The sequence below is a fragment of the Bradyrhizobium sp. LCT2 genome (assembly GCF_009931255.1).
GTDB classification, from domain to species: domain Bacteria; phylum Pseudomonadota; class Alphaproteobacteria; order Rhizobiales; family Xanthobacteraceae; genus Bradyrhizobium; species Bradyrhizobium diazoefficiens.
The window spans coordinates 4695545-4715283 of the sequence record NZ_CP034432.1 but is presented as its reverse complement, the minus strand read 5'-3'; the positions used below and the strand labels follow the sequence as shown (position 1 = coordinate 4715283).

Genomic DNA, 19739 nt, shown 5'->3' with positions numbered 1-19739 from the left:
ACCTAAATAGAGTCTTAATCGTTACTTTTATGTACCCGAGTAAGAGGCTAGCGTTCGGGCCATGGCCACCGAAAAAGCCGAGACTGACCGCATTCCCGTAACCTTGGCGCTCTCGACCATCACCTATCTGGAGAAATTGGTGAGACAGGGCACCCACGGCACCAGCGTTCCCGGCGTCGCACGGACATTGATCGAGGAAGGCATCCGTCTCGCCATCAAGGACGGGCTTTTGTCGATTCGCGACAATGGCAGGACGTGAGCGCGCGCCGGACGTGAGGCGGACGGATCTCGAGAGGCGGATGGCCGACATCTGCAACCTGGGACCGTTACAAATGCCTGTTCTCTCACCAACCTGGACTGACGAACGAATTGAACTTCTGAAGCAACATTTCGAGGCCGGCCTCTCCTGCCGCGAGATCGCCGCCGACATCGGCGTCAGCCGCAACGCGGTGATCGGCAAGCTGTCCCGGCTCAATCTGACGCGCAGCCGCGCGGTCGAAGACCGCAGGCTCGAGCGGAGCCTTGCGCCGCCGCGTACGAGGAGAGCCGTGCCGCGGCTGCAATACGAGATGCTCGCCACCATCTACGGCGAGACCGACGCTCCCGTGATCGCCGGTCCAATCGACGACGCCAATCGCTGCTCGCTGCTGGAGCTGTCCGAGAACCGCTGCCGCTGGCCGATCTCGACGCCGGGTGAAGACGATTTCTGCTTCTGCGGCAATACTGCGCCCGACGGCCAGTCGTATTGCGCCGGCCACAGCCGCCTCGCCTACCGGCCGAACTCGCGCGCCCGCATGATGCGCGGCTGAGGCCGCACGTCCCAAAAACGAAAAACCTCCGGCGGGGCATCACCGGAGGTTTCTGGAGGCTTAGCGTGAAGCTAAGAGCCGCAACTTTCGTATTTGGCTGAAAGCTATATAGCTTAGTAACTCATGTAAGTAAATAAGTTTGAGGCGATCGAATCGCATGGCTCGTCTTCGTCGCCTGCACAGGCTGCCGGATTTTCCGAAGGCCCAGCAGAAAGCCCCGGCGGTGTCCCGCCGGGGCTGCGTCAGATCCGAAAGCCCTGAAGCTTACCAGTTGCGCTGGGCGCGCAGCAGCAGGCTGTAGGTGTCCTGATCCTTCAGCTCATAGGTTGCCGCAGGCTTGGCAACGCCCGTGAGCGCCGGGGTCGTGATCACGCCCGAGTACTTCTGGTCGAGATGGCTGTAGGTGAAGTCAGCCGAGAAGGTCAGGTTCTTCACCGGCGTCCAGCGGGTGATGACGCCGACCTGGCCGATGTTGAAGTCCGGATTGCAGGTGCCGGTCAGGGTGGCGAACGCGGCGCTGCCGCAGATCAGGCCCTTGGCCGTGCCGCTGTAGTTGACCGCAGCCCACGCGCCGTAGAGCGCCGTGTTCCAGTACGGGCTCCAGTTGTGGGTATAGGCACCACGAAAGCCGTAGGTCTTGGTCAGCTCGAGGCCGCCGCCCGGACCGAACACCGCGTCAGACACGCCGGCAAAGCCGATGCTCTGATACGCCGCGTTGGAGCTGCCGAACATCGAGTAGCTGGTCGCGGCCAGCTCCTGGAAGTTGTAGCGGCTCGCACCGTCGGTATAGACGCCCGAGAGGTTGATCACGTCGCCGGCGCCGGTCGGGATGTTCTTGATCTGGAGAGCGAGCTGAACGGCCCAGCCCCACTTGTCTTCCGGATGGCCGGTGACTTCGCTCGCGCCGTAGTAGCCGACATGGTTGTCGTGCGCGGCGACCGACGCCTGGAACAGGCCCCAAGCCTGATCGACGCGGACCATGCCCACGAGGTCGGGAGCCCGGGTGCCGCCGAGATCGTTCGAGCCGTAGGCTCCGCCGAGGACGCCGGTCGTGGACATGCCGGCGGTGTTCCAGATGTTGGTCTGGAAGACCTGGGTCTGGTCCTGCGCCGAGAACGCGGCCGTCACACCCTGGCCGAAATCGGCCGTGTAGGTGAACTGGGTAACACCGTTGGTGGTGCCGCTACCGCCGACCAATTGGTCGAAGTTGTTGCCGGGATAGTTGATCCAGGGCGCGTCGAACTGCGACACCGCCTTACCCATGGTGAAGCCGGCGAACTGGATGAAAGCGTAGTAGACGCCGAGCGCGCCGCCCGAGAGGTTGCCGTCGGTGCCGTTGACGTTGCCGCCGCCCGAGCCCGTGAGACCGGTCCCCGCGGCATTGAGGCCGATCGTGCCGCTGTACTGGGTCGCGCCCGTGCCCGAACCGGTGCCGCCATAGTTGCCGGTCGTCCAGGTGAAGACCGCATCGAAATAGGTGCGGACGACGCCGTATTCCGTTGCGGTGCGCGTGTCGATGTTGAGATCTTCACGAGCGCGCATCGAGTAGTAGTTGGTCAGCCGGTTGTTGGCCGCGAACACGCCGTTGTACTGGGCACTGTAGTTGCCGCCGGCATTGAGCGCCACTTCGGCACGCAGATAGCCGCCGAGCTTGATGCAGGTGTCGCTGCCCGGGATGTAGTAGAAGCCCGCGCCATAGAGCGTGCAGATCTTGACGTACTCGACCGCCTTGGCCTTGACCGGAAGATCGGCCGCCTGGGCTCCACCGACGGCGATCAGACCCGCCGCAGTGCCGAGCAAAAGGCTCTTCACCACTTTCATATAAAACCTCCAAGTTGCTCATTTTACGGAGACCGGACCGTGAGGCCCCCCAGATCCCCGTCTTTTCAAATCCGCTCGGCCGCTTTGCGCTTTCGGACACACCCGCATTCGACGCGAGGGACGTGAGCGAACCACCTGCAACGGGACGATCGAGTACCCCCCACCGTCGGGCACCACTATGCCTGCGCCATTACGCTAATTAAAATAGTTTATTTGGTAAGCTTTGTAGTTTCACTAAACCTGTGCCCCGGGCGCCACACCCGGGCGGACCAAATATGCTGACCTGCTCATCTTTGTAATTTTAGTGACAAAATTACCCTGCTCTGCACTTGCGTCAGAGCAGGCTTGCGTGGACTATGGCCTTCCACGAACACTGGCCTGAAGAATCAGTTCACGGGAGTGACGCTGTGTCCGCGACGAGGAAAGAAGGAGCGCGCCTGCGCCCCATCGGCAACCTGGATCTCATCAGGCGCTTCACCTGGGAGATATCGTCGATCAACATGTATCTCGAGGAGCTGCGTCAGTTCTGGGCGAGGACGCTCGGCATCAGCGGCCCGCAATGGCTGATCCTGATGGCGATCTCCGACCTCGACAAGGACGACGGCGTACCGGTCAACGTGGTCTCCAAGCTGCTCCACGTCGATCCCTCGTTCGTCACCACCCAGTCCAAGCTGCTGGAGAAGAAGGGCCTGCTCCGCCGGCGGCCCTCGCCGACCGACGCCCGGGTCGTGCGGCTGTCACTGGTCGACAAGACCCAGAAGCACATTGCGAGCCTCAACGAGCAGTACAAGACGATTCGCGAGTTCGTCTTCCAGGAGTTCGACGAGAACGAGCTGACGGAATTCACCACCAAGCTCGCGACGCTCAAGAACCGGCTCGAAAAGGCCTGCGTCAGGATATCGCTCGACTTCTGAGACGCGAGGCCGCGCTCAACTCCGCCGACCGGCGGCGCCGAGCCGCGATTCCAGCCAGTCGAAGATGTATTCGTTGGCGAGACTCGGATTGTCCGCATGGGCCTGCGCTGCGCCGGTCTCCGCCGCGGTGAACACCTTCAGCACGATATCGGAGCTGCCGAGCCGGGATTTCTGGACGATCTGACGCGCCCGGTCGGCCTTGAGCCAGCCATCCTCGCCGAGCGTGATCAGCACCGGACAGTCGGCGCTGGAGGCCATCAGCGGGGCATGCGGCACCGGGACGATGCTGAGGTCGCTCATCGCGAAGCGGCTGGCGAAGAACGATCGTTCGTGCAGATCCCACAACCCGCCATCGCAGACGGCGGCGGCGAGCCGCGGCTCCTGCAACACCGCGCGCGCCACGAATGAGGATCCCCACCCGTCCGCCACGATGGCGACGCGATCGAAATCGACGTCGCCGCGCGTTTCCAGATAATCCATGACGCTCGCGATCGAGCTCTCGAGATCGCGGCGCTGCAGGAGCGTATCGGTATAATCGTCGCGCTGGTCGCCGAGAAGGTCCAGCGCGAGCATCGACAGTCCGCGCTCGCGCGCATGCGGTGCGAGCTTGAACAGGAATTCCTCCTTGCGGTGTCCCGGCTCGCCGATGCAGATCACGGTCGGCGCCCGTCCCCTCGCCGACGCCGCAGGCAGGAAGTAGCCCTGCAACGCATGATCGTCGACCCAGGGAATCGTCACGACCTCGCCGGCCGGTGCGCGCGCCGTGAGGTAGCGGCGGGCGCATTCCTGCATCGCCAGCACCGCAACCCAGCGCCGCTCGTCGGCCTGATCGAGCGGCATTGCCGCTGCACCGTAGTAGTTCAACGCCCGCAGCCAGTTGCGCTGCGCGGTCGCCATGTGGCCCTCCGCGAACGCGGCCTCGGCGCGGTGCCGGTTGGCTTGCGCAAGCCGCTTCCACTCGCGGTGCCAGGATTGCTCGTCGCCCCGCTTGAGCTGCCGCGCGATCATCAGGCATTCCGCGATCGTGGCGCCGCCCTCCTGGGCTGCGGTCAGGAGCCGCGTGAATTCAGCGGAGATGTCCTCTCTCTCCGGGCAAAGGGACCAGTCGTCGGAGAGGCATGCGGGTATCATCGGAGCTACGCTCTATCATCGCGTTACCCCTGATTCACTAAACTATTTTGGTTCGCCAACCAAGCCGCCGTGCGCGCCATTACAGGTGTTTGAGATCACCATCGCTTGAACGATTATTGAACGATGCGCCGCGCCGCATGCGTGACATTCCAATTCGTCATGAGGCCGCGAATATTGGCAAGAGCTGGCACGTCAAATGACCTGCGCACCTCTTGCCATGATGATCATCATACCTATATCCGCGCCTCGCTGGTCACAACAGCGAGGTAGACTCAGCCGAGCCGCCAGCCGACCTCCTGCGTAAAGCTCTCGTAGAAGGCGCGGTCATAGGCCTGCTCGGGCGTCGCGCGCACGCGCTCGTCGAGGCGTTTGGCGTCCTCGCCCACGAGGATGCGCCAGCGCTCCGCCTTGACCCCGTCGAGGATGATCTTCGCGGCCTGCGCAGCCGTCGTCGGAGCATCCTCCAGGAAGCTGCGGGCGCGCTCGGCGAACGCCGCCTGGATGTCCTCGTCCGACATCTTGTCGGCATCCGGCACGCCGGCCGCGACCATGCGCTTGCGGGTCAGCGCGACCTCGTCGGCGTTGAGCCGCTCCGACCCGTCCGTGCTCTGCACCTTGCGCGAATTGGAGACGATCGAGGTGCCGATATGGCCGGGCATCACCACCGAGCATTTGACGTGCGGGGCATGCAGGCGGAGGTCGTTGATCAGCGCTTCGGTAAATCCCTTCACCGCAAACTTGGCGGAGCTGTAGGCGGTGTGCGCCTGTCCCATGCCGATCGAGGCCCAGAAGCCGTTGACGCTCGCGGTGTTGACGATGTGGGCCTCGTCCGCCGCCACCAGCATCGGCAGGAAGGTGCGCACGCCGAGATAGACCCCGCCCCAGCAGATGTTGAAGGTGCGCTCCCACTGCTCGCGCGTGTTGGTGAACAGGCTGCCGCCGCCACCGATGCCGGCATTGTTGAACAGCAGATGAATCTTGTCGGTCTTCTGCTGCTCGGCGAGTTCGTCGCGAAAGCGCTTCAGGTGATCCTCGATCGCGACATCGGCGACATGCGTCGTGACGCGCAGGCCCTGCGGCAGCTTCTCGACCTCGCAGAGCCGCTTGGTCTCGGCCATTGCGGCCTCCGAGACGTCGCACATCGCGACATTGCAGCCTTCGGCCACGAGCTGTCGCGCGAGCTCGCGTCCCATTCCCGTGCCGCCGCCGGTGATGACCGCGATCTTTCCTGCAAAATCCTTCATGGGACTTTCGGCCGCTCCCTTGTCGGTATGTTTCTTCAGAGCATGATCCGGCCCCGGAGGGCCGCGTTAGCGCAAAGTGTGAAGCGGTTCTCCGAAGAGATCATGCTCAAACAATAACCTGAAGCGCGATGACGATTCATCCCAATCTCATCGCGCTTTAGCGCCGCTCATCGCAGCGCGCGCAAAATGTAGCAGCGCCGCATCCGCAGGTAAAAGCGGATCGGCGCTGCCATCTTCGCCATCGTTATTTCGGCGGACGGACTATTCGGCCGCTTCGACGCACGGCCCGTTCAACGCACCGAGCGCCTCCTCGTCCGGCTTGAACAAATAGTGCACCGGCGTGACCTGGAGCGCGGCGACATTCATGTCGCGAACCAGCTTGCCGCGGCGGATCGCATCGCGCGTGGAGTCCACGATGATGCCGGCGATCACGGGAATGCGCCCCTTCACCGCCTCCACCGTTGCGGCCGTCAGGTCGCGATATTCCTCGTGATCGAGCGTGCGCCCCTCGCCGGTCGAGCCGCCGTGCGCGCCGGCGCCGATCATCCAGTCGACCTGGGGCGCCACGTGCCCAAAGTCGATCTCGCCGTCTTTCCGGAACGGCGTCGTCATCGGCGGGATCACGCCGGTCGGACGTACCTTCATGTTCTGCCCTCGCGTTTCCATAACCCTTGTGGCGGTCCCGCTCTTTTGACGAGTATCCGCCCGCTTCGAAGCCTATTGGCTGTGCAAGCCCAGTGAAGGGCCGTCCGCGCGGCGCAGCCCCGCAGAATCCAACATTCCTGTGATCACCCCCTCCGGTTCCCGTATTTGTCCGGCTTCGGGTTAAGGGCAATTTTTTTACAATCCGAATCATCAAATGGGGGTGGACGCTGGGTCGAGTCGGCCAGGTCAGCGTGTTGTTTGTGTCACAGGCTCTGGCACTCCGCTTGCATCCTCTTCGTGGTCAGAAACTACCGATGAGGTGACAGGAATGTTCGTGACCGTCGTTGCCGTGCTCTGCCGGCTTGGTGCATCTGCCTCGGGCGCTTGCGTCGAGGAAATCGTGACCGACAGCAACATGACGCCCGAAATGTCGATGATGCAGTGTGCAATCGGCGCACAGGCACCCTTGGCGAAGTGGATGGGCGAGCATCCGATCTATCACGCCAACTGGCGCCTCGAGCGCTACAAATGCGTGCCGGGTCACTACGAGATCAAGGGCCACGCCTAAGGCCCCGCAAAACTACTGATATCAAGACGACTGAGGAAACGCCCCGGGGGCCGCCTTTCTCCTCCGCGCGGGCACCGCTGGCGCCAGACCCATCGCGGCGGCGCGCTTTGTGACAATCGTCACGCTCTTCCCTCAAGCAATCGCACGCAAGATGATCGCGCGCGCCTTTCGCCCCTCCGGCGTCGGCATCAGCGCATAATTGTGCGGCTGGTTGCGGAGCAGATGCAGCTCGACCGGCACACCCACCGCCCTCGACCGCTCCGCAAGATCGACGCTGTCGGGGTAGAGCAGATCGCGAGTCCCTGCGAAGATCGTCATTGGCGGCAGCGAACGGAACGCGCCGTTGAGCGGGCTGACGAAGGGATGGCCGACATCGAGCTCGCCGGCATAGAGGCGCCCCGCCTCGAGGATCCCCGGAATGTCCTGGATCGGATCGCGCGCCGCGATCTCGACCTGCTCCGGACGGCCGACCGACGCATCCGCGGCGGGCGAGATCAGCACCATCAGGCTCGGCTGCCGATGTCCGCGATCACGCAGCCACTGGCAGGCGGCGAGCGCCAGGCCCGCGCCGGCCGAATTGCCGACCACCGTGACCTTTGCAGGCCCGGCATCTTCCAGCAGCATCCGCAACAGCTCGGCCGTCGCCGGCACGACGTCCTTCGCGGTGACGCGCGGCGCGAGCGGATAGATCGGCACGACGCAAACGACGCGCGCCTCGCGCGTCATCTGACCAATGAGCCGCCAATGCGCCGGCACGATCTCGTTGATGAAGCCACCGCCATGCAGGAACATGACGTAGTTGCAGCCCTCATGGCCGAAAGACGGCGCGGTGTAATAGACCGGCCATCCGCCCATCCTGGTCAGCGTCACCTCGACACCGCGGCCGAGCCCCGTCGGCTCATGTGAGGCCGGCTGCAAGTCGCGCTTGTGCACATGCGCCTGCACCGCCTCGGCGGATGCGAGCTGCTTCTTGAACGGAAGCAGCCTGAGCAGCACGTTGAAGCAACGGCTCTGCAAGCTCGGCGCGGGATCGCGCTGCGGCGGCGCATCCAGCGCGCGGCCGCCAGGGCAAAACTGCAACGCCGACACGATCTTCGCAACGCTCATTGGCCACCTCCCCTCCGGGCTCTCCCGACGCGGCGGCAAAGACGCTTGCCGACCCGTCGCCACTTGCGGATATAATGCGAGCATTCACTCGCTTTTCCTACTCGCATTCGGACGGCTGGCCCATGGCGCGCAAACCACCGACAAAACCCCGGAAAAACGCCTCCCAGAAAAGGTCCCGCGCCACCGTCGACGCACTGGTCGAGGCAACCGCTCGCATTCTGGTCCGCGAAGGTTTTGAGAAGGCGAGCACCAACCGGATCGCCGAAGTCGGCGGCGTCAGCGTCGGCTCGCTCTACCAGTATTTTCCGGGCAAGGAGGCCCTCGTCGCCGCCGTGATCGACCGCCACAACGAGGAGATCATGGGCATCGTCCGCTCAGCGCTGACCGAGGTCGCCGACATGCCGATCGAGAAGGCGGTGCGAAAACTCGTGAGCGTCGCGATCGAGGCCCACCGCATCGATCCGAAACTACATCGGGTGCTCGCCGAGCAGATCCCGCGCACCGGCCAGCTCAAGGACGTCGAGGCCTTCAATCGCGAGGTCCACACCCTCGTCCGCGCCTATCTCGAAAGCCGCCGCAACGAGATGCGCAAGATCGACCCGGCCCTTGCCACCTTCATCTGCGTCAGCGCCATCGAGGCCGTCGCGCACAACACGGTGCTGAACCACGCCGAAATGCTGTCGGAGAAGACGGTGCGGACGCTGGTGGACGAGACGACGAGGATGGTGGTGGGGTATTTGAGGTAGGTGGAACGATGTCTGGAGAGTGGACGCCTACAAGAACGTTGGAAAGCTAGGACTGAGCATAGGAGAGAACTCCGCCCCAAACTTTCGCTCCGCGAAGCTTGGGGAATTAAAAAAGGACGCGAAACCCGCCCTGTACCACTCTACCGCATCAGCCGGCGGCAATGCGTCATCAGCCACTACCGGTCGCGCGCCTCAGTCGTCCCAGACGCGCTTGCCGCAGCCGCATTCGAACATACGAGTGATGGCTCCGCTCTCAGAGTCCACCACCGCTCGGACAAGCTTCATTTTCTTGCCGCAGATGCGGCACGTTCTGGTTGAGTTGTCCTCGACAACGCAAATCTTCTCAGCACGGAATATTTCCATGAGTCGCGCCCCCCGTCTGAGGTGACCTGGTGGAGATTGCAAACTGACTGAAGCAGGGAAAGTAGAAGAACTGCGTAACGAGCCCCTGCGGGCAGTTTGCGACTGTCCAGGAAGCGAATCAAGACGCGCCGGCTATTCTGACGACCCCTTTTGGGTACCTCATCAGGATGGCCCGAGTGCCGGAACGGAGCGATCCGTTAATCCTCATCAGAGCTGGGTCTGATGTAATCCCTATGCAAAACGGTTGGTCGTTGGGCACCATCGAACAGAACGGTGATGCCGGTTGTACGTTGGCCTAGGGCGACAACGACGCCAACCTTGTCAGCCAGGTCTGGGCAACGAATTTTTCCGATTTCGCTGAGCTTAAAACGCGCGCCGACTTCAATCCTATTTGTTCTCAAATCCATGGTTGCGCCTCGCAAAGAGACCGATCGAAATGAAACAGAGTGGTGGCAAAGTTCCTCAAAAATACCGGTGACTATGGCGACTCATTGTTTCAAGAGTATTTCGTAATTCGAGAATTAGACAGCGTCGCAGACAGGTGCTTGGAGCAACAACTGGTAACCCCGTAAGGCCGCCTCGGTTGGCGGGAAGATTGAAAGCAACCTCGGCAAGCTCCCCGCCCCTGTCTGGTGGTCTAGGCCGTCGAGCGGGGAGCTGCCGCGCCAGCCCCGCACCAAAACAAGCTAAAAACGTGCCAGACGCAGAGCCCGCGTTTGCCGCTAGGAAGGTGGGCGTTGGCGCATTGGGCGCATTGCGATTGCTGTTCCGGGTCAGATCTGACGCGATGGGCCAAGAAGAGAGGTGCGATCTAACCGCTCGTCGCAGCGCGATAGAAGGCTTCTACCTTCCTCAGGTCTTTTGAGTGAGTGCCCTCTCGATCCGTTCTTGTTTTCGAATCAACGCCGGCAGGTCGCACCGACCGAATAGCTTCCTTGACATTGTCCGGTCCGAGGCCACCAGCAAGTATGACCGGGGTGCGAACACTCTCCACTATCGTTCGACTGATGCTCCAGTCGTGCGTCACCCCTTGCGCGCCGATTTGCACATCACCTGTCCGATGACTGTCGAGCAGGATCCAATCGACAACCCCATCATAAGCTTGCGCCACGCCTACTGCCTCAGGTCCCGTGACAGGTACGCTGCGCATGAATTTGGTCTTCGGCAGGGACTTTCGCAGCGCCACGACAAGATCAGGCGTAAGCAATTCGCTGGATGCGCCAAGATGAACAATGGGCGGATCAAGCTCTCTCGCCATCCGTTCGATAAGAGCGACATCCGCCGAAAGGAACAGCGCGGAAACTACGGACGGCGCCCGCACCATCTTCATAACCGCTAACGCCTTCTGAACCGGAAGCTCCCGGGGGAAGGCTCCATCGCCGACGAGCACGCCGACATGATCCACGCCGATTACCGATATCGCCTCGGCTTCCGCAGGTGTCGCGACTTCGTAAATTTGCGTCAGCATTGTCTTACACGCTGCCACCACTCAGTTGAGTAGACAGGATGGGCTGGTCCTGGGTCAACGGCCGTTTTGGGTCAATCGCGCCGGTCGGGCGCTCGGCCAACCGCTTCTGATCGCGATCGTCCTTGCTGGCGACGCGCTCCCTGGCGCGAAAAGAATAGGCCGGGCGGCGGGCGTGGTGTCAGCGAGTGCCGGCGGGATCCCTGCAAGCAACGATGTCGCGGGGAGATTTTCGACCCGCGACCTCCGGCGGAGAGAATACTGCGAGGTACCCTCCGTCCCCTTCGAGCTTGTATGTGGCGACCTCGCGATAGCCGACGGCGGTCAATTCGCAGCGCAGGAGCTCAATTGGCGTGCCATGCTTCGACGTCGGAAGCTCAAGGTCGACAATTCCGACCCGTGCACCCTGCTTCAAGGCGGGCGCGAGATTGTAGAGGAAGGCATAGGGTTGGGCTATCTCGTGATACATGTGCACGAGGATTGCGGCATCCAGCGAGGAAGCGGGCAGACGCGGGTCGTGTGGTTCGCCGAGCGCGAATTGCACGTTCGTCAACTTCAGGAGTTTTGTTCGCCTGGCGAGTTCTATGAGGTAATCCCGCGTGACGTCCTGGGCAACAACAGAGCCGGCGGGTGCGACGAGGTACGAGAGTCTAACCGTATGGTAGCCACTGCCCGCACCAATGTCGCCGACTGTCATGCCAGGTTTCAGTTCAAGAACACGTGCGATCTGGCCGGCCTCATTGAGAGCGTCGCGGTGCTCTTCGGCGGCGCGGCGTGGGCTGACAATCCGTGCGACGGGGCGCTGCGGTGAGGGAAACTCGTTTGCAGCGACTCCGGGAGGAGCCAGATAACCTATGTCAGCGGCATATGCGCGAGTTGCAGCAAACGCCACAAGTAGCGTCGCTGCCGCTGTCGCGATGTTCCACACCCTACAGCACCTGGCTCACCAACCAGAGCGCGATCGAGCAGCAGAGCGCAATTCCAAGGTACGGCAATGCAATTGTCATCGGTTCCTCACTGACGAATTCCGATGCTGAAACGCTAGCGAGATTCGCATATTCGCAGCCGCGTGACTATCCCGTTCGCATGCACCGCGCGTTCGCGTTCTGCCTGGCCACCGCCGCCAAGGCGGTGCCTGATGGCCCCGACTGAAATCAAATATGACGCCTACCGCTCGCGCGTCGAGCGCAACGGCAAGACCGCCCGGCTATTCACCCGCAACGGCCACGACCGGACCACGCGCTTCCCCTGGATCGTCGAGGCCGTGCTGAAGAACCGCGAGCAACAATTCATCATCGACGGCGAGGCGTGGTGCTCGGCGTCGACGGCGTGTCCGACTTCAACGCGCAGCATTCGCGCTGGCACGACAACGAGGTGCAGCTCTACGCATTCGACGTTCTCGCGCTCGGCGGCGAAGATTTGCGCCAGCTGCCGCCGAGTCTGCGCAAGGCAATGTGGTCTCACATATTCCACGGGCCCGGATACTCTTGGCACTCTCGACATCATACGCACGCTAACGTGCGTTTAGTTCCACTCAACCATCTGTAAACGTTGAGAATTTCGGCCAACCTTTGGCAACGAGTGTGGCATGCGGGCTACAGCAATTATCAACCATCGACTTACTCTTTGTCAGGCAGGTGGGCGAACGCGCCAATTCATTGAACTCGTTACTCTGGGGAGATACTCGCATGAAGAAGGTTCTTGCGGCTGCGGCCGGAACATTGGCTCTCGCTCTGGCGGCTCCCGCCGGTGCGGCGGATCTGGCCGCCCGGCCGTACACCAAGGCCCCGGCGCCGATGGTCGCCGCCATCTACGACTGGAGCGGCTTCTACATTGGTATCAACGGTGGCGGCGGCTCCGCGCACAGCTGCTGGGACTTTGTCACGCCAGTTACCGGCACCCTCGTCGGTGAAGGCTGTCACAACGCGACTGGCGGCACGGTCGGTGGTCAGGTCGGCTATCGCTGGCAGTCAGCAAGTTGGGTGTTCGGTCTCGAAGGCCAGGGCAATTGGGCCGACTTCTCCGGCGACAACATCAGCCTCCTGTTCCCGGGTAGCGCTCTGGTAACGGGCGACCGCAATCGGTCACGGATCGATTCCTTCGGTCTCATCACGGGTCAGGTGGGCTACGCCTGGAACAGCGTTCTGCTCTACGTGAAGGGTGGCGCGGCTGTGGTCGGCGATAAGTTTGACATCTACGCTGCTCCCGGCACTCCCGGTGCTGGCACATTGCTAGCCTCAGGTCGCGACACGCGCTGGGGGGCCACAGTTGGCGCCGGCCTTGAGTTTGGCTTTGCGCCGAACTGGTCGGTCGGTGTTGAGTACGATCACATCTTCCTCGGCCATCAAACGAGAGACCTCACGGTCCCTGGGACCGGGTTGTTATTTCAGACTAATCGCATCAGCCAAGATGTCGATATGGGTCTCGTGCGCCTGAACTATCGGTTCGGCGGCCCTCTCGTCGCGAGGTACTGATTAGCATTATGCAAACGAACAAGGCCGGCTCTTTGAGCCGGCCTTGTGCGTTGGGAGGCTCGAGTGACGAAGACCTACCGACCAGTCACACCTTTCGCAGCTCGCCGATGAGCTGAACCAAGCATTCGCCTCGACCGAACCTCACACAATCTCCAGGGCGATCGGACAGGCCCTCAAAGATTTCAACATTTCAGAAATCTCGAAAATGGCCGAGCTGCAGCGAACGAGCATTTATCGTGCTTTCGGCAACGAACAGCTTCCGAATTTTTCTACCGTCCTGGGGGTACTCACGGCTATGGGCTTGCAGCTGAAGGTAGCCCCCAAACGCGGCGGGCATTCGAGCTTCTGATCCGCCAGATACGCCTCCGAGCTTTTTTTTGTGCCTATACGTGGCGATGCAGTCCCCAAAACGCGATCAGCAGGAGAGCTGCGGCCCCAATTCCCAGCAATAGGAGAATGGCTTCCAGCATGACGAATCAAGCTCCGCCCGCCCCTTTGGAAGGATACACCTTGCCGGGTTTAGTCACCAAGGCCCGCCAGCGTGAACCGGCGGGCCTCCTGTTGAATTCGGCGACCTCCGAGATCATCGGGAACATGATGCGCAGCGCGCGGTCAAGAGAGGCCGGCGTTCCTGGGGCAGCGCCTTGTCGCCGCCGAGGATCAGAACGACAAGCTTTGCCGCAGCGGGTACGGCTTGCAGTTATCGTCCCGGCAGAGCCGTGAGCTCTCGGGGCGGCTTGATGCGCCAGAACGGATATGCCGCCAGTTCTTTCGAATGCTGCGCGAACATATCGACCCGTCTGCTTGTAAATTCCGTAATGACGCCGAAAAATTCAGTTGGTGACCTGATCGTCGCAAGTCTCAGGCCGAATTCAAAAGCAAATTGCGCGTTGGCCCCGGCTATCTCAAGAAGCTTCGCTTGATACGCCTGCATGTTTGCCGTCGCTAAAGCAAAGCCTTTCGTTGGATCGCTATCCGTCATTCTCTGACTGAGGTCACCTGGGAAGGTATCCACCCGAGGCTCAATGATAGAAACCTCGTGTTTAGGATCATCATGAAGCTCGGGAGGCGGTTCGACCGAAACTGCCGCAGCAGAGTGAAGTAAATTCTCTTTCGGGCTTCTAACAATGGCCTGCTTGTTCCGTTGGGCCCGCGCGGCCATTTTCGGATTGCGGGCGCGCTTTGGCGCTGTCGCCGGTTTGCGTTTGCTCATCTGACGCTCCACGAAAATGGGGGGGCGACCAAAACGGTCACTTCTGAAAGGACAACAGGCTTTGTGACGTAGCGTTCCAAACCCGTGCATCGTTGGAGTCCCGCATCAATCGCACGTTCTACGAGGTCGACGATGATCTTGGGTAGCAACTCCAACCAACAAACGTCTAACTGGCGATCTTCCTGACCCATGCTCAGCGGCGTCAGTCTGAGAATAAGCCAGACTATCCACCGAGCGAATGCTCGAGGAAGAAGCGCAGCATTTCCCTCGTCGCATCCGGTCCTTGCGGATCAGTGTAGGACCCGGCGGGGCTGCCGCCTGACCACGCGTGTCCGGCGCCGTCGATGTTCCAGTGTTCGGATATCGCTCGACCGGCCCCGTCAATCAGGACGGTGCGAGTATAGGCATGGCCGTGGGGTACGCGTCCGCGAAGTACCTTCGTCGTCGGTCTCGTTGCCCCGGCGGACTGCTCGATAATCTGATCGCCATTCTTTGGATGCACCGTAGTGTCACGATCGCCATGGAACACGATGGTCGGCACAGAAGTTATGCCGTCCGCAATTGCCCTGGAGCCGCCTCCCTGTCGCATGGCCACGAACGCGGAGGGGAGATCGCTCGCGGCTCCACACGCGAGGCCTGAATGAATACCGACGGCCGCGTACAGGTCGCTATACGTTGCGCCCATGATGGCGGCGGCGGCCCCGCCGGCCGACAGACCCGCGACGTATACGCGCTTCGGATCGATCACATGGTCGCGCATGATCTGGCGGGTAATGCCGGCGATCATCGAGGGCTCGCCCCCGCCGCGGCGCTGGTCGCCCGTGCGAAACCAGTTCCAGCACTTCGCCTGGTTGGCTCCGCTCGGCTGCTCAGGATAGACCACGAAGCAATTCTGCTCTTCCGCCAGGAAATTCATCCGGGTGCCGGCCGCGAAATCGTCCGGCGACTGGGTGCAGCCGTGAAGCATGACGATCAGGGGAAGCCGTTGTCCCTGACAGCGGCTTGGGATGAACAGCTTGTAGGTCCGGCTTCCCGCGGCGTTACTGAAGGTACCGGCGATAAACCGTGTGCCCTCGGGCACGATGTCCGATGGGGACAGAGGGGCGCGCTTGATCGGACTGCGCAGGCCGAGTCCGGAAAAAGAGCTATGGCTGATTTTGGGTGACGCGGCCTGATCAGGCGGCGTGGCTTTCAGTGTTCGGAATGACTTCGATTCCGTCGATGAACTTTACACCGGCGATGACTTTCGGCAACTGGTTCGTGCTCTTCAATCGCCGCCAGGTCTTCGATGCGGCGTCGATGAGCTTGAACACCATCAGCTTCGCAGTTTGTTGCGACAGCGATCCCTTGGTCCGCACCGTTCGGTGGCGCACCGTGGCGAAGACGCTCTCGATCGGGTTCGAGCTGCGTAGGTGGATCCAGTGCTCAGCAGGGAAGTCGAAGAAGGCGAGCAGCGCATGGCGATCCTTGATCAGGCACTCCACCGCACGTCCGTATTTGACGTGGTATTTCTCGACGAAGACGTCGATCGCGGTTTCAGCTTCGGCCCGGTGTGGGGCCAGATAGATGTTCCGCAGGTCGTTCTTCATGGGGCCCTGCACGGATTTGGCGACCTTGTCGAGTACGTTGCTCACTTTATGGCACCAGCATCGTTGGTGCCGCGTGCCGGGAAAGGCCTCGTCCAGTGCCTTCCAGAAGCCGAGGGCGCCGTCGCCGATGGCGAGTTGCGGGGCAATCCGTAACCCGCGTTGCCGCAGGTCGATCAGGAGTTCGCGCCAGCTCTGCGCGCTCTCGCGCACGCCGACCTGGAAGCCGATCAGCTCCTTCTTGCCTTCCGGCGTGGTGCCAATCAGCACCAGCATGCATTCGCTGTGATCTTCCATGCGGGCCTGCAGGTACACGCCATCGGCCCAGATGTAGACATAGCGACGCGCCGACAGATCGCGTCTCTGCCAGCGTTCGTACTCGACCTGCCAATCGGCCTTCAGGCCGGCGATCACCGAAGGCGACAGGTTCGGCGCATCCTTGCCGAGCAGCGCCGAGAGCGCCTCCTGGAAGTCGCCGGTCGAGATGCCGCGCAAATAGAGGACCGGGATCAAGGCATCCAGGCTCTTCGTCCGCCGCGCCCATAGCGGCAGGATTGCCGAACTGAAGCGGAGGCGGTCGCCTGGCCCGCTCGCTCCGCGGTCGCGGACCTTGGGACGAGCGACCTCCACCGGACCGATGCCGGTCGCAATCTCGCGCACCGGACCGTGCCCATGTCGGACCAGGCGCGCTCGACCGTCGGGCAGCGTCAGATTGGCCGTGCTGGCCAGAAACGCGCCAACCTCGATCTCGATCGCCCTGGCAAGCAGGTCCCGCGCGCCGGCACGAACGATATCGGTCAGTGGATCATCAACCGCGGACGGCTGACGGAAAGCAAGAACATTGGTAGTCTCGGTCATGGCGTATCGCTCTCCTCGAGAGGTTCTGGCAGGCTCGTCACCCGCCTCGATACGCCGCCTTCCTCACACCGTCATCACCCAGATTCCGCCATAGCTCCCGGAAAAATCCCGCATGCCGTCGAGCGGTAAGGAGTGTCTGCGTCCCTGAGCAGAGCGGGCCGGCGCAATCTGCGGAGCTTTCCGCTCCTCGACGACGTCGGCCGTGGCGTCGATGGTAAGCGGATCGAGCCGCGGGAGCCGAGCCTGAGAGGCGCTGCGAGACTCCGGTCTTGGCGCGCGACCGCCCTGGAGCATGCGCTGCAGCAGCGCGGTGGCCTCGACCAGTTGGCCGCCACGCGTGAGGCGGGTTGCTTCGCGGACTATGTCTTGATTCAGCATCGTTCACCTCGTTCTGTCGGCGAGTGCGGCCTTGACCGCGGGAGTGGCGTGAAGGGCCCCCAGCACCGAGACCGACGCGATTGTGGCGCGAGCCAACTCGGGAGTGACGTCCTGGGCGATGGTGGCTAAGCCCAAAACATTGATCTGCAGCATCTCGCCGGCGCGCCGCGCCGCTTCGAGATCCTCGCGAGTGTAGTTGCGCAGCCCGAGGTCCAATTTCTTCCGGGCCATGGACTGTCTGACGACCTCTACGTGTCGCTCGAGTTGGTTCCGGATTGCTGTCCGGATGAAATCGGTCCGGTTCGAATAGAACCCTTCCTGCACCATAAGATCGACGTGACCGAGGTCGACATAGCCAAGGTTGATCGTGATCTTCTCGGTGTCGGGGGCCTTGGGTCGCAGCTCGTGCACATTAGCGGCCATAGTAAAACATCCATATACCATCCCTTTGGATGGCTTATGGATGTTATCTAGATGCTCCCGGGCGTCTTTCAAGGGATGGAGCCATCCAATGACCTGCATGAGCCGCTCGCGCAGGCGGGCCGTCTCACGTCGAGGGCGGTCGTCGCATCGTGGAGACCAGACAAATTCCTGGCGAAACGCGCCTCGCCGATCATCGCAAGCCCAATGGCCAGCTCGTTCAAAGGCTTCAAACGGAAACAGGTTCGTCGTGCTCCCACGCCGGGGGCAAACCAAAATCGAGAGCACCGTCCGGTACCTGGGAATTGAAGTCGACGATGCACTCGCAATAGCAGAGCAGGTCGACGTCTGAACTAACCGGGCAGAGCGGACATGCTCTGCCCCTCATTTGCAGCCGGCTTCGGGCCAACTGCGGCCATTCCTAACGAGGCTGCAATGTCTGCGTGGACGCGGCAGGTGACGTAAACAAGGAGACAAAAGAACAAGCGTACAACGACGCGAACGTGGTCGCGATTATGCGGATCGCGGACCTGAAGGCTTAAGGCTTCGTTTCATCAGCAGGAAAGATCCATTGTAGGAGCAGATGGCACACGGGACGACGCGCCATCCGCGGGCAGCCGATCACCTGGTTCCGTGGATGAACGTTTGCATCTCCTCTAACGTAAGCTTGCCATCTTTATTGCTGTCCATTGCCTTGAAAATTCGTTCGTGAGCTGCCTGAAACTCCTGCAGTGAGATGGTCCCATCGCCGTCGGCGTCCATCAGAGCGAACATCATACGCATCATAAAAGGTGGTCCCATCGCGCCTCCACCCATCATGCTGCGCCCCATCATATGTCCCATCATGCCGCCGCCCGGCATGCTTCCGTGTCCCGTCGTACCCACGCCTTCCTGGCCCATGGGATGCGATTGCGATTGCATTTGTTGCTGATCTGGTTGCGGTGTCATTTGGCTCTGTGCAAAGGCACCGAACGTGCCATACGATAGAATGAGAGCGGATATCGTGAGTTGTAGAACGCGCGTATACATTTCGAACCTCCTCCGAAAAGCTGCGGTCACCCCAAAGAGCCAAATCGAAGGCGCTTCGCGCCGTCAATTGCTACTCGGCCGGACTGTGTCGCTTACACTCTCACGCCCATGTGACTAGATAACGTGACGGCGATCCCACGCGGTGCAACCAGAAGAAAGCCGCTCTCGACCACTGCCGAGTATTTTATCTTTATCTCAATAGGAATGCGGCACGACCGTTTGTGGCCCGCCGCTATAAAAATGCTGACGCTTGGGCTTTGGTGCGACTGCGGAAGGTGCCATTGCGAATGCGCTGCTCGCGGTTGTCATACGTGTGGCATGAGGAATGTTTGTTTTTGGGCCGCCCTGATAGGTGTGCCGATCCACGGTTTGCGCAATGCTGGACACCATCAGGAGTGGCATGACGAGCGCTACTGCGAGAACGTATTTGATTGTCATGATCTTCTCCCAGCTTAGCTGACAGCAGAGGAAGCGGACCACTAAAGCCGTAAAGCGCCATGATGCAGATCAATAGGTCAGCGGCGCTGTTTGAGATGCGCCAATCGGTCCTATGTCGTTCCAAGTGCGCAAGAGAAGACCGCATCGACAGATCATCCTGCTTGATCGCGTGCCAATCTCATTTGTGTTACAGCCGCCGCGCGATAGCTTCCGCAGAATTTGGTTGAAAGTCCGCTCGTCATTCGACGTTCTCGCGCTCGGCGGCGAAGATCTGCGCCGGGGAGAAGACAACTCCGCTCCCGAAGTCGCGCGCCCAGCCCCCTGCGACGCAACCCATGAAGCAGCTGTCGTAGATACTCCTCCATCCGACGGGCTGCCACGATGACATCATGCCCTTGTTTTGCCCGACGGGTCAAACCGATTCGGAAAAACATGATTCGCCAACAGCTTCGCTACTGTGCATGGGGTTGTTTTCGGCATTTTAATCTGCCGACCATCGAAGCAGCGCCCCTCTGCCGATCGACGCGCAT

The 19739-nt window shown here is 61.4% G+C and carries 20 protein-coding genes and 4 pseudogenes; 10 read left to right on the top strand and 14 right to left on the bottom strand.

Translation table 11 applies throughout. From position 1 onward, the window contains the following. The first annotated feature begins 61 nt into the window (after positions 1 to 61). Together EI171_RS22800 and EI171_RS22795 are read left to right on the top strand one after the other, a co-directional pair. Positions 62 to 259 carry a hypothetical protein gene (locus EI171_RS22800; protein WP_007603456.1) on the top strand — a complete coding sequence of 66 codons (198 nt, stop codon included), beginning with the start codon at positions 62 to 64 and terminating at the stop codon, positions 257 to 259. 73 nt (positions 260 to 332) lie between these two features. Beyond that, positions 333 to 809, top strand: a complete 477-nt coding sequence (locus EI171_RS22795; protein WP_161534745.1) for a GcrA family cell cycle regulator — start codon at positions 333 to 335, stop codon at positions 807 to 809. A 264-nt stretch (positions 810 to 1073) separates the two neighbouring features. On the opposite strand, the gene EI171_RS22790 is transcribed toward EI171_RS22795, so the two are convergent. Beyond that, positions 1074 to 2630, bottom strand: coding sequence for a porin (locus EI171_RS22790; RefSeq protein ID WP_011087746.1), 1557 nt, complete (start codon positions 2628 to 2630; stop codon positions 1074 to 1076). 407 nt (positions 2631 to 3037) lie between these two features. On the opposite strand from EI171_RS22790, the gene EI171_RS22785 reads away from it, so the two are divergent. After that, entirely contained in the window at positions 3038 to 3544 is a 507-nt protein-coding gene (locus tag EI171_RS22785) for a MarR family winged helix-turn-helix transcriptional regulator (protein ID WP_028171658.1), read from the top strand. A 15-nt stretch (positions 3545 to 3559) separates the two neighbouring features. Here EI171_RS22785 and EI171_RS22780 read toward each other — a convergent pair whose 3' ends face one another. The 3 genes and pseudogenes from EI171_RS22780 to EI171_RS22770 form a co-directional block, all read right to left on the bottom strand. After that, a complete protein-coding gene (locus EI171_RS22780; protein WP_161534744.1) occupies positions 3560 to 4675 on the bottom strand; it encodes a S9 family peptidase in 1116 nt (371 codons plus the stop codon). A gap of 272 nt (positions 4676 to 4947) precedes the next feature. Next, complete coding sequence (locus EI171_RS22775; RefSeq protein WP_028171656.1) at positions 4948 to 5919, bottom strand: SDR family NAD(P)-dependent oxidoreductase; 972 nt, start codon at positions 5917 to 5919, stop codon at positions 4948 to 4950. Between the two features lie 294 nt (positions 5920 to 6213). After that, a pseudogene (locus EI171_RS22770) lies at positions 6214 to 6564 on the bottom strand (dihydrodipicolinate synthase family protein); the annotation flags it as partial. 328 nt (positions 6565 to 6892) lie between these two features. Between EI171_RS22770 and EI171_RS22765 the strand changes: the two are divergent. Next, entirely contained in the window at positions 6893 to 7132 is a 240-nt protein-coding gene (locus EI171_RS22765) for a hypothetical protein (RefSeq protein WP_027547402.1), read from the top strand. 132 nt (positions 7133 to 7264) lie between these two features. On the opposite strand, the gene EI171_RS22760 is transcribed toward EI171_RS22765, so the two are convergent. After that, positions 7265 to 8239 carry an alpha/beta fold hydrolase gene (locus tag EI171_RS22760; protein ID WP_161534743.1) on the bottom strand — a complete coding sequence of 325 codons (975 nt, stop codon included), beginning with the start codon at positions 8237 to 8239 and terminating at the stop codon, positions 7265 to 7267. Between the two features lie 122 nt (positions 8240 to 8361). Between EI171_RS22760 and EI171_RS22755 the strand changes: the two genes are divergently transcribed. Continuing rightward, positions 8362 to 8985 (top strand): TetR/AcrR family transcriptional regulator, encoded by a 624-nt coding sequence (locus EI171_RS22755; RefSeq protein WP_161534742.1) that lies wholly within the window; start codon positions 8362 to 8364, stop codon positions 8983 to 8985. 1174 nt (positions 8986 to 10159) lie between these two features. Here the strand turns inward: EI171_RS22755 and EI171_RS22750 are convergent. Then, positions 10160 to 10816 carry a phosphoribosylanthranilate isomerase gene (locus EI171_RS22750; RefSeq protein WP_028171652.1) on the bottom strand — a complete coding sequence of 219 codons (657 nt, stop codon included), beginning with the start codon at positions 10814 to 10816 and terminating at the stop codon, positions 10160 to 10162. A gap of 178 nt (positions 10817 to 10994) precedes the next feature. Continuing rightward, positions 10995 to 11741, bottom strand: a complete 747-nt coding sequence (locus EI171_RS22745; RefSeq protein WP_074076895.1) for a class I SAM-dependent methyltransferase — start codon at positions 11739 to 11741, stop codon at positions 10995 to 10997. A 210-nt stretch (positions 11742 to 11951) separates the two neighbouring features. On the opposite strand from EI171_RS22745, the pseudogene EI171_RS46780 reads away from it, so the two are divergent. The 4 genes and pseudogenes from EI171_RS46780 to EI171_RS46770 form a co-directional block, all read left to right on the top strand. Further along, positions 11952 to 12071 (top strand): annotated as a pseudogene (locus EI171_RS46780) (DNA ligase); the annotation flags it as partial. Positions 12072 to 12124: 53 nt separating this feature from the next. After that, on the top strand, positions 12125 to 12361 hold the full coding sequence (locus tag EI171_RS46775; RefSeq protein WP_371740561.1) for a hypothetical protein: 237 nt from the start codon (positions 12125 to 12127) through the stop codon (positions 12359 to 12361). A 140-nt stretch (positions 12362 to 12501) separates the two neighbouring features. Further along, positions 12502 to 13287 (top strand): outer membrane protein, encoded by a 786-nt coding sequence (locus EI171_RS22735; RefSeq protein ID WP_028171648.1) that lies wholly within the window; start codon positions 12502 to 12504, stop codon positions 13285 to 13287. Positions 13288 to 13399: 112 nt separating this feature from the next. Next, positions 13400 to 13636 carry a putative addiction module antidote protein gene (locus tag EI171_RS46770; protein ID WP_333924719.1) on the top strand — a complete coding sequence of 79 codons (237 nt, stop codon included), beginning with the start codon at positions 13400 to 13402 and terminating at the stop codon, positions 13634 to 13636. Positions 13637 to 13987: 351 nt separating this feature from the next. Here EI171_RS46770 and EI171_RS22725 read toward each other — a convergent pair whose 3' ends face one another. The 5 genes and pseudogenes from EI171_RS22725 to EI171_RS22705 form a co-directional block, all read right to left on the bottom strand. Further along, on the bottom strand, positions 13988 to 14500 hold the full coding sequence (locus tag EI171_RS22725) for a phasin family protein (RefSeq protein ID WP_161534741.1): 513 nt from the start codon (positions 14498 to 14500) through the stop codon (positions 13988 to 13990). A 223-nt stretch (positions 14501 to 14723) separates the two neighbouring features. Beyond that, positions 14724 to 15641 (bottom strand): annotated as a pseudogene (locus EI171_RS22720) (PHB depolymerase family esterase); the annotation flags it as partial. Between the two features lie 34 nt (positions 15642 to 15675). Beyond that, positions 15676 to 16944, bottom strand: coding sequence for an IS256 family transposase (locus tag EI171_RS22715; protein ID WP_038952271.1), 1269 nt, complete (start codon positions 16942 to 16944; stop codon positions 15676 to 15678). Between the two features lie 63 nt (positions 16945 to 17007). Then, complete coding sequence (locus EI171_RS22710) at positions 17008 to 17322, bottom strand: hypothetical protein (RefSeq protein ID WP_371740527.1); 315 nt, start codon at positions 17320 to 17322, stop codon at positions 17008 to 17010. 3 nt (positions 17323 to 17325) lie between these two features. Beyond that, positions 17326 to 17745: a CopG family transcriptional regulator gene (locus EI171_RS22705; RefSeq protein WP_161534740.1), complete on the bottom strand. Its 420-nt coding sequence runs from the start codon at positions 17743 to 17745 to the stop codon at positions 17326 to 17328. 262 nt (positions 17746 to 18007) lie between these two features. Between EI171_RS22705 and EI171_RS45790 the strand changes: the two are divergent. Then, a pseudogene (locus tag EI171_RS45790) lies at positions 18008 to 18094 on the top strand (integrase); the annotation flags it as partial. 269 nt (positions 18095 to 18363) lie between these two features. On the opposite strand, the gene EI171_RS22700 reads toward EI171_RS45790, so the two are convergent. Together EI171_RS22700 and EI171_RS22695 are read right to left on the bottom strand one after the other, a co-directional pair. After that, positions 18364 to 18771, bottom strand: coding sequence for an EF-hand domain-containing protein (locus tag EI171_RS22700; RefSeq protein WP_038966332.1), 408 nt, complete (start codon positions 18769 to 18771; stop codon positions 18364 to 18366). A gap of 195 nt (positions 18772 to 18966) precedes the next feature. Then, positions 18967 to 19209 carry a hypothetical protein gene (locus tag EI171_RS22695; RefSeq protein WP_161534739.1) on the bottom strand — a complete coding sequence of 81 codons (243 nt, stop codon included), beginning with the start codon at positions 19207 to 19209 and terminating at the stop codon, positions 18967 to 18969. Positions 19210 to 19739: the final 530 nt, after the last annotated feature.